General features: G+C 41.3%; 11 protein-coding genes. 6 read left to right on the forward strand and 5 right to left on the reverse strand.

Annotated features, from left to right (window positions below):
* Positions 1-12: 12 nt before the first annotated feature.
* From DSY56_RS06880 to DSY56_RS06890, 4 genes are all read right to left on the reverse strand, one after another.
* Positions 13-1,002, reverse strand: coding sequence for a PTS sugar transporter subunit IIB (locus tag DSY56_RS06880; protein ID WP_004258131.1), 990 nt, complete (start codon positions 1,000-1,002; stop codon positions 13-15).
* 236 nt (positions 1,003-1,238) lie between these two features.
* Positions 1,239-2,258, reverse strand: coding sequence for an alcohol dehydrogenase AdhP (gene adhP / locus DSY56_RS06885; protein ID WP_000649186.1), 1,020 nt, complete (start codon positions 2,256-2,258; stop codon positions 1,239-1,241).
* A gap of 236 nt (positions 2,259-2,494) precedes the next feature.
* A complete protein-coding gene (locus tag DSY56_RS12580) occupies positions 2,495-2,620 on the reverse strand; it encodes a hypothetical protein (RefSeq protein ID WP_268810465.1) in 126 nt (41 codons plus the stop codon).
* 16 nt (positions 2,621-2,636) lie between these two features.
* Positions 2,637-3,449, reverse strand: coding sequence for a Cof-type HAD-IIB family hydrolase (locus DSY56_RS06890; RefSeq protein WP_112444649.1), 813 nt, complete (start codon positions 3,447-3,449; stop codon positions 2,637-2,639).
* Positions 3,450-3,638: 189 nt separating this feature from the next.
* On the opposite strand from DSY56_RS06890, the gene DSY56_RS06895 reads away from it, so the two are divergent.
* From DSY56_RS06895 to folB, 6 genes are all read left to right on the forward strand, one after another.
* Positions 3,639-5,057 carry an NCS2 family permease gene (locus DSY56_RS06895; protein ID WP_000359256.1) on the forward strand — a complete coding sequence of 473 codons (1,419 nt, stop codon included), beginning with the start codon at positions 3,639-3,641 and terminating at the stop codon, positions 5,055-5,057.
* A gap of 104 nt (positions 5,058-5,161) precedes the next feature.
* Positions 5,162-5,869: a CPBP family intramembrane glutamic endopeptidase gene (locus DSY56_RS06900; RefSeq protein ID WP_112444651.1), complete on the forward strand. Its 708-nt coding sequence runs from the start codon at positions 5,162-5,164 to the stop codon at positions 5,867-5,869.
* Between the two features lie 166 nt (positions 5,870-6,035).
* Positions 6,036-7,010, forward strand: coding sequence for a dihydropteroate synthase (gene folP, locus DSY56_RS06905; RefSeq protein WP_200832383.1), 975 nt, complete (start codon positions 6,036-6,038; stop codon positions 7,008-7,010).
* Between the two features lies 1 nt (position 7,011).
* Positions 7,012-8,334, forward strand: coding sequence for a bifunctional folylpolyglutamate synthase/dihydrofolate synthase (locus tag DSY56_RS06910; RefSeq protein WP_112444653.1), 1,323 nt, complete (start codon positions 7,012-7,014; stop codon positions 8,332-8,334).
* Positions 8,315-8,869 (forward strand): GTP cyclohydrolase I FolE, encoded by a 555-nt coding sequence (gene folE / locus DSY56_RS06915; RefSeq protein ID WP_000380912.1) that lies wholly within the window; start codon positions 8,315-8,317, stop codon positions 8,867-8,869. Before DSY56_RS06910 ends, folE begins: the two co-directional genes overlap by 20 nt.
* Positions 8,870-9,027: 158 nt before the next feature.
* Positions 9,028-9,840 (forward strand): dihydroneopterin aldolase, encoded by an 813-nt coding sequence (gene folB, locus DSY56_RS06920; RefSeq protein WP_112444655.1) that lies wholly within the window; start codon positions 9,028-9,030, stop codon positions 9,838-9,840.
* A gap of 45 nt (positions 9,841-9,885) precedes the next feature.
* Here folB and DSY56_RS06925 read toward each other — a convergent pair whose 3' ends face one another.
* Entirely contained in the window at positions 9,886-10,203 is a 318-nt protein-coding gene (locus DSY56_RS06925; RefSeq protein ID WP_000886037.1) for a DUF960 domain-containing protein, read from the reverse strand.
* Positions 10,204-10,574 lie beyond the last annotated feature (371 nt).

The following is a 10,574-nucleotide window of genomic DNA, read 5'->3' on the forward strand; positions in this document are numbered from 1 at the left end:
TCATAAAATCGATTATTGCACGTTTGCTTTGTTGATCAAGTCAAACAAATCTTTTTTGGTGTCGTTTGGTACTTTACGTACATCAAATTCAACACCAAGGTCACGCATTTTTTCAAATGTAGCAACGTCTTCTTTATCCATAGACAAAACGTTGTTAACCATTGTTTTACCAGTTGAGTGAGCCATTGATCCAACATTAAGAGTTTTGATTGGCACGCCACCTTCAATAGCACGAAGGGCATCTTGAGGTGTTTCAAACAAGATAAGGGCATGTGTTCCTCCGAAGCGAGGATCTTTTGCAACGTCGATTAGTTTTTGGATAGGAACAACGTTTGCTTTCACTTTACCTGGAGCTGCTTGTTTAATCAATTCTTTACGTAATTCATCTTTAGCTACGTTATCTGAAGCAACGATGATACGATCTGCTTTTGAATCTGGAGTCCAAGCAGTTGCAACTTGACCGTGAAGTAAACGAGTGTCTAGACGGGCAAGGTTGATTTTGAGTTTACCGTCTCCGATGACAGTTCCTTCTGGAATAGCAGCTTGGGCAACTGGAGCAGCTGCAGCGCTTGCTACTTCCTCAACTGGGTTTAGCTCTTCTGGAAGAGCTTTGATGCCATCTTTGGCTTCTTTAATGATATTAGCAGCGACTTTTTCTACACCTGCAGCAGCGTCCATGAGGCGCTCTGTGTAGGCTTGAATTAACATCGGTAAGTTCAGTCCTGTGATGATGGCAAACTTACGCTCAGGATTTTCTCCCATCACGCGACTAGCTTGGTTAAATGGAGATCCACTCCAAAGGTCAGCCAAAACTAGAACCTCATCTTCTGCGTCAAATGCAGCAACAGCGTTATTAAACTTAGCGTATAAATCATCAGGACCTTCATTTGGCATAAAGGTTACAACTTGAACCTTTTCTTGTTCACCAAAAATCATAGAACCTGACTGATGAATACCCGCAGCAAATTCGCCGTGGCTCGCAATAATGATTCCGATACTCATTATTGTCATTCCTCCTTTTTGTTGTTTCAGTTTTCTTTTAAGAAAACTTTAAGACTTTTTAAGTATAAACCGTTTTCATCTAAAAATCAACTATTTATCATAAAATAATTAAAAAGATTACATCTGAAAATATTGATATATTGAGTTTTAGAGAAGTTTTTTTGAATCCTTATTAAAAAATTTAATATAAAAAAGTTGGAAGCGTATTCCAACTTTTAAAATAGGTTTCTAATAGATTAGTGGGTGAAGTCGAGTACCATACGTCCTTGGATTTGACCTTTTTCCATTTCGTCGAAAATTGCAACGGCATCTTCTACTGGACGTTTTTGGACAACTGGAACTACTAAACCTTCTGCACCGAATTGGAAGGCTTCTTCCAAGTCTTTACGAGTTCCAACAAGAGAACCTATGACTTGGATTCCATCGAGGACTGTTTTAACGATGCTGAGTTCCATCATTTCAGAAGGAAGACCGACAGCGACGACGCGACCACCAGCACGAACTGAGTCAACAGCCTGGTTGAAGGCAACTTTAGACACAGCGGTTACGACGGCTGAGTGAGCACCTCCATCAGTTTTTTCCTTAATGAGTCCTGGTACATCTTCAACTTCTAGTCCGTTAATAACGATGTCAGCACCGACTTCTTTTGCAAGGGCAAGTTTGTCATTATTGATATCAACTGCGATGACATGAGCATTGAATACTTTTTTAGCATATTGAACAGCTAGGTTACCCAGTCCACCAGCACCGTAGAGTACAACCCATTGGCCTGGTTCAACTTTTGCTTCTTTTATAGCTTTATAGGTTGTTACACCAGCACATGTGATAGAAGAAGCTTGGGCTGGATCAAGTCCGTCAGGAACTTTAACAGCATAGTCAGCAGTTACGATACATTGTTCAGCCATACCACCATCTACTGAGTAGCCAGCATTTTTTACTGTACGGCAAAGAGTTTCACGGCCAGTTGTACAGTATTCGCAAGTGCCACATCCTTCAAAGAACCAAGCAACGCTGACGCGGTCACCGACTTTAAGGCTTTTCACATCTGGGGCAATTTCTTTAACGATACCAACACCTTCGTGACCTAGGACACGTCCTGGTACTTGACCGAAGTCGCCATGGGCAACGTGAAGGTCAGTGTGGCAAACACCACAGTATTCAATTTCTACAAGTGCTTCCCCAGTTTCAAGTGGACGGAGTACTTTTTCTTCAACAGCAACACCAGTGCTTTCTGGATTTACAACAACAGCTTTCATAGCTATCCTCCTTTATATTGACCGAGAACAGGGACAACGGGACTGGATTGATTTTGTGTCAACAGAGTCGAGTATGACGAGCTCTCTTGTATTTATATGTGAAGTATATCACAAAAGAAAGCCTTTTCCAAGGTTTTGGAGGCAAAAAGTAGAACAATCGATTAACTGGTTGATGAGACTGTGAAAAGAACACAAAGACCAGCTCGCAAGCTGGTCATACTCTTCGAAAATCAAATTCAAACCACGTCAGCTTCGCCTTGCCGTATATATATGTTACTGACTTCGTCAGTTTCATCTACAACCTCAAAGCAGTGCTTTGAGCAACCTACGGCTAGCTTCCTAGTTTGCTCTTTGATTTTCATTGAGTATCAGTATGGACTATAAGAATAAATCTTGCAGGGTATTGGCAACCCCGTCTTGGTCATTTGTCAAGGAAATTTGCTCATCAGCATAAGGGAGTAGCTCTGGGTTGGCATTTTTCATGGCATAACCTTTCCCAGCAAAAGCTAGCATCTCGGTATCGTTGTGTTCATCTCCAAAAGCAATCAAATCTTTTTTGTCACGGTTCATTACCTTGAGCAAGTAGTCCAAAGCAAAGGCCTTGTTGACACCTTTTGGGGTACACTCAAGGATATTGAGCGGCCCTCCCCAGGTATTGATAGACAGTTGATGCTGGTAGAAGGCGTTCATTTCTTTTGCCAAGGCATATTTGTCACTGGCTCTGGTCTGCAACAGAATACAGTTAGGATCCTTGGTTACCAACTCAGGCTGGAATTGATCTTCAGGCTGGAAAGCTTCTACACCAAATAGTTTGGGATTGGCAATTTCTTCATTAGGATTTGTAATGTAGAATTTTTTACGGTATTCTCCAGCGATAAAATCGGCTTGAATATCCTCAGAACGTCGAACCATGTCTAAAAGATATTTTTTGTCTACAGTTAAACACTTTTCAAAATCCCAAACTTGGTCTGGTAAATGAGTAAGGGAGCCGTTGAAATTAATCATAGGAGTGTTTAAGCCTAGTTCATGGTAAAAATCTTTTGACATTCGGTAAGGGCGCCCTGTTGTAATAATAACTTGATGGCCTTTTTCAGCAACTTTTTTGATGGTTTCTTTGGTAAAGTCAGAAATCTGACTGTCCGAGTTGAGCAGGGTTCCATCCAGGTCAACTGCAATAATTTTTTTCGTCATATAAACCTTTCTAGTGTCTTTCCAGATAAGATGTCTACTATTATAACAAAAAGCAGGCAGAAAAGCAGATTCCAAACAAAAAATAAAATTCCATCAAATTCTTAAATAAATCAGACAAAGATATTGAAAAAGTGAATGATAAATGATATAATTCTATTATTGTTCGTAAAAATTAAAAGGAGATTGATAATGGACAAATTATTTAAACTAAAAGAGAACGGTACAGACGTTCGTACAGAGGTTCTCGCTGGTTTAACAACTTTCTTTGCAATGAGTTATATTCTCTTTGTAAACCCACAAATTCTTTCGCAAACAGGAATGCCTGCTCAGGGTGTATTCCTCGCAACGATTATCGGTGCAGTTGCTGGTACCCTGATGATGGCCTTCTATGCTAACTTACCATATGCTCAAGCGCCAGGTATGGGACTCAATGCCTTCTTTACCTTTACAGTTGTATTTGGACTCGGTTATTCTTGGCAAGAAGCCCTAGCTATGGTCTTCATCTGTGGAATTATCTCATTGATTATTACCTTGACAAATGTTCGTAAAATGATCATTGAATCGATTCCAAACGCCCTTCGTTCAGCTATTTCAGCTGGTATCGGTGTCTTCCTTGCCTACGTGGGGATTAAGAATGCTGGACTTTTGAAATTCTCTATCGATCCAGGAAATTACACGGTTGCAGGAGAAGGGGCTGATAAAGCTCAAGCAGCGATTACAGCAAATGCTTCAGCAGTCCCAGGCTTGGTCAGCTTTAATAATCCAGCTGTTTTGGTGGCTCTTGCAGGACTTGCTATCACAATCTTCTTTGTCATTAAAGGGATTAAAGGGGGAATTATCCTCTCTATCTTGACAACAACTGTTCTTGCTATTGCAGTTGGTTTGGTAGATTTGTCAAGCATCGATTTTGCTAATAACCATGTTGGTGCAGCCTTTGAAGACTTGAAGACAGTCTTTGGTGCAGCTCTTGGTTCAGAAGGTTTGGGAGCTTTGATTTCAGATACAGCTCGCTTGCCTGAAACTCTTATGGCAATTCTTGCCTTCTCATTGACAGATATTTTTGATACGATTGGTACCTTGATCGGTACAGGTGAAAAAGTTGGTATCGTAGCTACAAATGGTGAAAATCACCAATCAGCTAAGTTGGACAAGGCTCTTTATTCAGACTTGATTGGTACTTCAATTGGTGCCATCGCTGGTACTTCGAACGTAACGACTTATGTTGAGTCTGCTGCTGGTATCGGTGCAGGTGGACGTACAGGTTTGACAGCCTTGGTCGTGGCAATCTGTTTTGCGATCTCAAGCTTCTTTAGCCCACTTCTAGCGATTGTACCAACAGCCGCTACAGCTCCAATCTTGATTATCGTTGGGATTATGATGTTGGCTAGCTTGAAAAATATCCATTGGGACGATATGTCTGAAGCGGTTCCTGCTTTCTTCACATCTATCTTTATGGGATTCAGCTACTCTATCACTCAAGGGATTGCAGTTGGTTTCTTGACTTACACTTTGACTAAGCTTGTCAAAGGTCAAGCTAAAGATGTTCACGTCATGATTTGGATTTTGGATGCCTTGTTTATCCTTAACTACATCAGTATGGCCTTATAATAGGATAACCCAGGGGGATTTTTCCCCTTTTTTAATACAAAGGAGATTGTGATTAGCTCGCAAATATATTCAATGATGTTTATTAAGACTAAGGAGGAAAAATCATGAAGGAGAAGAGTATGTGGAAAGAGATAGTGAACAGGGGCAAATGGGTAATTATTTTTTTAGTAGCCTTTCTTTTTTCTCAGCTTCCTTTGGCTTTGTCCTATTTTCTAACAAGTAGACGATTTCCATTGTTGCAATCAGGACTATTAGTATCCGCCTTATCTTTGTTGGTTTTACTTATATTTATCATCGGAGCTCGAAAATCACAGTTGGCTAGTTTTAGTTTATCGTTTTTCAAGGCTAAGGATTTGGCTAGATTGGTCTTAAGCTATCTAGTGATTCTTGCCTTTAATATTCTTGGTGTGGTCTTACTGCGTTTGATGAATGAAACAACAACCAGCAATCAATCAAATATTAATGATTTGGTCCAGAATAGTTCCTTAATTTCCAGTTTTTTCTTACTGGTTCTAATAGCTCCTATTTGTGAGGAGATTTTATGTCGAGGAGTGATTCCTAAAAAACTCTTTCGTGGTAAAGAAAATGTGGGTTATATAGTCGGTGCTATTATCTTTGCCTTGCTTCATTTACCGACAAATCTACCTTCTCTTCTTATCTATGGAGGAATGTCAACGGTTTTAACGTGGACTGTCTATAAAACCCAACGTTTAGAAATGTCTATCTTACTTCATATGATTGTTAACGGAGTAGTCTTTTGCTTGTTTGCACTTATGATTATTGTTAGTAGAACCTTTGGTGTGCCTATTTAAGGTTCTCTACTTTAAAAGTTAAGGGCAATATTTTAAAAATGGGAGAAATGGTTCTGCTAAATGGAAGCAATTTTTCTTGAGGGAGAAATTGCCTCCTTCAACTGTGAAAAAGATGAATGCAATCGTATCCATCTTTTTCTTTTTTATGGTAAAATAGAGAAATAATATGGTGAAAAGCCTTGAGGGAGTGACCGATATGTCAAGTACAGCCAATCATGCAAAGACAGCTATTTGCGGAATTATCAATGTAACCCCAGATTCCTTTTCGGACGGTGGTCAATTTTTTGCTCTTGAGCAGGCGCTCCAGCAGGCTCGTAAATTGATAGCTGAAGGGGCGAGTATGCTAGATATCGGCGGAGAATCAACTCGCCCGGGCAGTAGCTATGTTGAGATAGAAGAGGAAATCCAGCGTGTTGTTCCAGTGATCAAAGCTATTCGCAAGGAAAGTGATGTCCTCATTTCTATCGATACTTGGAAGAGTCAGGTGGCAGAGGCTGCTTTGGCTGCTGGTGCCAATCTAGTCAACGATATCACTGGTCTCATGGGCGATGAAAAAATGGCTCATGTGGTTGCTAAGGCTGGAGCAAAAGTGATTATCATGTTTAACCCAGTCATGGCACGACCTCAGCACCCTAGCTCGCTCATCTTTCCTCATTTTGGCTTTGGTCAAACTTTTACAGAGGAAGAGTTAGCTGACTTTGAAACATTGCCAATCGAAGAGTTGATGGAGACTTTCTTTGAACGAGCACTAGCGAGAGCAGAGGAAGCTGGGATTGCACAAGAAAATATCTTGTTGGATCCAGGAATTGGCTTTGGTTTGACTAAGAAAGAAAATTTGCTTCTTTTACGAGACCTGGATAAACTCCATCAGAAGGGCTATCCAATCTTTCTCGGAGTGTCGCGCAAGCGATTTGTCATCAATATTCTTGAAGAAAATGGCTTTGAAGTCGGTCCTGAGACAGAGCTTGGTTTCCGCAATCGGGACACGGCTTCGGCTCATGTAACCAGTATTGCTGCAAGACAGGGTGTGGAAGTGGTGCGCGTGCATGATGTAGCTAGTCACAGGATGGCAGTTGAAATTGCCTCCGCTATTCGTCTGGCTGATGAAGCGGAAAATTTAGATTTAAAACAATACAAATAAGATGAAAGAATTTGAAAACAATCAGTGGATTGCTAATTATCGGACGGACCAACCGCATTTTGGCTTGGAACGAATGGTGGAACTATTAGCATTGCGTGGCAATCCCCATCTCAAACTCAAGGTCATCCATATCGGAGGAACCAATGGCAAGGGTTCGACCATTGCTTTTTTGAAAAATATGCTGGAAAATTTAGGCCTGAGAGTTGGTGTGTTCAGCTCGCCCTATCTCATTCATTATACAGACCAGATTAGCATCAATGGGGAATCTATTCCAGAAGCGAGACTAGAAGCCCTCATGGCAGACTATCAGTCTTTGATTGAGGGGGAAGCGATTGCCAATTTGCAGGGGACAACCGAGTTTGAGATTATCACCGCCATAGCTTATGATTACTTTGCCTCAGAGCAAGTAGATGTGGCCATCATGGAAGTGGGCATGGGCGGGCTTTTGGATAGCACCAATATCTGTCAGCCGATTTTGACAGGAATTACGACTATAGGATTGGACCATGTAGCTCTACTTGGGGACAGCTTAGAAGCCATAGCAGAGCAGAAAGCTGGTATTATCAAACAAGGTATTTCCTTGGTGACAGGCCGTATCGCTCCAGAAGCGCTAGCTGTGATTGACCGCATTGCGGAAGGGAAAGATGTGCCGAGACTTGCCTACGGAACAGATTATCAGGTCAGCCATCAAAAGAGTGTGGTTACAGGGGAAGTCTTTGACTATACCAGTTCTGTCAGACAAGGTCGCTTCCAGACTGGCCTGCTTGGTTTGCACCAGATAGAGAATGCTGGGATGGCCATAGCTTTACTTGATACTTTTTGTCAAGAAGATGGGCGAGAACTAGCAAGCAATGACCTGCTTGCTCAAGCTTTGGAAGAAACAAGTTGGCCGGGACGTTTGGAAATCGTGTCAAGAGATCCCTTGATGATTTTGGATGGAGCCCACAATCCCCATGCTATCAAGGCTTTATTAGCAACCTTGCAAGAACGCTTTGCGGATTATCATAAGGAAATCCTCTTTACTTGTATCAAAACCAAGGCCTTGGAGGATATGTTGGATTTGTTGGAGCAAATCCCAGATACCGAGCTTACTCTGACACATTTTGACGATAGTCGGGCGACTGATGAAAGTGTGCTGGAAGAGGCAGCTAAGTCTAGAAATCTCAGCTACAGAGATTGGCAGGATTTTCTAGAGAAAAAATTAACAGATAAAAAAGAAGAGAAAAAAACAGTTAGGATTGTCACAGGTTCCTTGTATTTCTTGAGCCAAGTGAGAGCCTATCTGATGGAGAGGAAGAATGAGAATGGATACACAAAAGATTGAAGCAGCTGTGAAAATGATTATCGAGGCTGTCGGAGAGGACGCTAACCGCGAAGGCTTGCAGGAAACACCTGCTCGTGTAGCCCGTATGTACCAAGAGATTTTTTCAGGTCTTGGTCAAACAGCGGAGGAACATTTGTCAAAATCCTTTGAGATTATTGATGACAACATGGTAGTAGAAAAGGATATCTTTTTCCACACCATGTGTGAACACCACTTCTTGCCATTTTATGGAAAAGCGCATATTGCCTACATTCCAGATGGTCGTGTGGCAGGTTTGTCTAAGCTAGCCCGTACGGTTGAAGTTTATTCTAAAAAACCACAAATTCAAGAACGTTTGAATATCGAAGTGGCCGATGCCTTGATGGACTATCTAGGAGCTAAGGGAGCCTTTGTTGTCATTGAGGCAGAACATATGTGTATGAGCATGCGTGGTGTCAGAAAACCAGGCACTGCAACCTTGACGACAGTAGCTCGTGGTCTATTTGAAACAGATAAGGACCTTAGAGATCAGGCTTATCGTTTAATGGGACTATAATACTCTTCGAAAATCAAATTCAAACCACGTCAGCTTCTATCTGCAACCTCAAAACAGTGTTTTGAGCAGCCTGCGGCTAGCTTCTTAGTTTGCACTTTGATTTTCATTGAGTATAAAAAGAATCCGCTTTGGGCGGATTTTTCTAGAAAGGAATCATTATGGATCAACTGCAGATTAAGGATTTGGAAATTTTTGCCTATCATGGTCTTTTTCCTAGTGAGAAGGAATTGGGGCAGAAGTTTGTCGTTTCAGCCATCCTATCCTATGATATGACCAAGGCGGCTACAGACTTGGATTTGACAGCCTCTGTCCATTATGGAGAACTGTGTCAGCAGTGGACGGCTTGGTTTCAGGAAACAACTGAGGACTTGATTGAAACGGTAGCCTACAAACTGGTAGAACGTACTTTTGAGGTCTATCCTCTTGTCCAAGAAATAAAGCTAGAACTCAAAAAACCTTGGGCACCGGTTCATTTGCCATTAGACACTTGCTCAGTGACTATTCATCGCCGCAAGCAACGGGCCTTTATCGCCCTAGGAAGCAATATGGGAGACAAACAAGCGAATTTGGAGCAAGCCATTGAGAACATGCGAAATCGAGGTATCCATATTCTCAAAGAGTCCAGTGTATTGACGACGGAGCCTTGGGGTGGTGTTGAGCAGGATATCTTTGCTAATCAAGTGGTTGAAGTAGAAACCTGGTTGCCTGCCCCAGTGCTATTAGAAACCTTGTTAACCATTGAAGCAGAGATGGGACGGGTGAGAGAAGTGCATTGGGGACCTCGTTTGATTGATTTGGACTTGCTCTTTGTGGAGGACCAGATTCTTTATACAGACGACCTCATCTTGCCTCATCCTTACATAGCGGAACGCTTTTTTGTTCTTGAGTCTCTACAAGAAATTGCGCCTCATTTTATCCATCCGATATTAAAGCAACCTATTCGCAACTTGTATAATGCTTTGAAACAATAGAAAAAACTCTAGTTTTCAGTCACTTACAACTGAAGGCTAGAGTTTTTAAAATAGGTCATTTTCTTCTGGGAGGAGGATAGTCTCTCTACCATCCATATCTAAAACCAGAACTCTCGGGGGATAAAGAGGGTCGAAAGGGTGGTTAAAATCAAAATCAATGGCTGTAGGGAGGTGTTGACTTGAGAAGTGGAAGGTAATTTTTCCTTGGTTATTGAGCAATTGAAACTCAAGTTCTTCTTCCAATTCAAAGACATTTTTTAAGAAGTGGTCAATAATATACCAAAAAGAGTCAATGACATCATCAGGCAAGCTGGTAACAATGCCAAAACTAGCCGACCGCATCTGGGTATTGGTAAAAGCCATATTTCTGCCCCCTTTCTTTTCCCTTATCATACAGCAAATAGGATTAAAAATCAAGAAAAGGTGATTTTTTGAAAAGGATTTTAGCTACAGGGAGAAATAAGGAAAAAATCCCAAAAATCTCCCGAAGTTAATAGGTAAATTCCCAAATTAACTTGCTTATATAACTTTCAGTTACTTTGAGGGTAAATTCCCAAACTAAGTTCCACCGCTAGTAGAAGTGGAAGTTAATCTGATAAAAATTGTAGGTAAATTCCCAAACTAAGTTCCACCGCTAGTAGAAGTGGAAGTTAATCTGATAAAAATTGTAAAAACCAGTGGAAATCCATGTCAGGGTAAGTTCCACTGGTTTTACTAATGCTTGATTTTATTGC

The organism is Streptococcus sp. 596553 (assembly GCF_900411395.1).
Taxonomy (GTDB): domain Bacteria; phylum Bacillota; class Bacilli; order Lactobacillales; family Streptococcaceae; genus Streptococcus; species Streptococcus mitis_BA.

Coding starts and splice junctions, on each gene's coding strand:
- DSY56_RS06880 (WP_004258131.1), bottom strand. CDS start 1,002: ATGAGTATCGGAATCATTATTGCGAGCCACGGCGAATTTGCTGCGGGT.
- adhP (WP_000649186.1), bottom strand. CDS start 2,258: ATGAAAGCTGTTGTTGTAAATCCAGAAAGCACTGGTGTTGCTGTTGAA.
- DSY56_RS12580 (WP_268810465.1), bottom strand. CDS start 2,620: ATGAAAATCAAAGAGCAAACTAGGAAGCTAGCCGTAGGTTGCTCAAAG.
- DSY56_RS06890 (WP_112444649.1), bottom strand. CDS start 3,449: ATGACGAAAAAAATTATTGCAGTTGACCTGGATGGAACCCTGCTCAAC.
- DSY56_RS06895 (WP_000359256.1), top strand. CDS start 3,639: ATGGACAAATTATTTAAACTAAAAGAGAACGGTACAGACGTTCGTACA.
- DSY56_RS06900 (WP_112444651.1), top strand. CDS start 5,162: ATGAAGGAGAAGAGTATGTGGAAAGAGATAGTGAACAGGGGCAAATGG.
- folP (WP_200832383.1), top strand. CDS start 6,036: ATGGTGAAAAGCCTTGAGGGAGTGACCGATATGTCAAGTACAGCCAAT.
- DSY56_RS06910 (WP_112444653.1), top strand. CDS start 7,012: ATGAAAGAATTTGAAAACAATCAGTGGATTGCTAATTATCGGACGGAC.
- folE (WP_000380912.1), top strand. CDS start 8,315: ATGGATACACAAAAGATTGAAGCAGCTGTGAAAATGATTATCGAGGCT.
- folB (WP_112444655.1), top strand. CDS start 9,028: ATGGATCAACTGCAGATTAAGGATTTGGAAATTTTTGCCTATCATGGT.
- DSY56_RS06925 (WP_000886037.1), bottom strand. CDS start 10,203: ATGGCTTTTACCAATACCCAGATGCGGTCGGCTAGTTTTGGCATTGTT.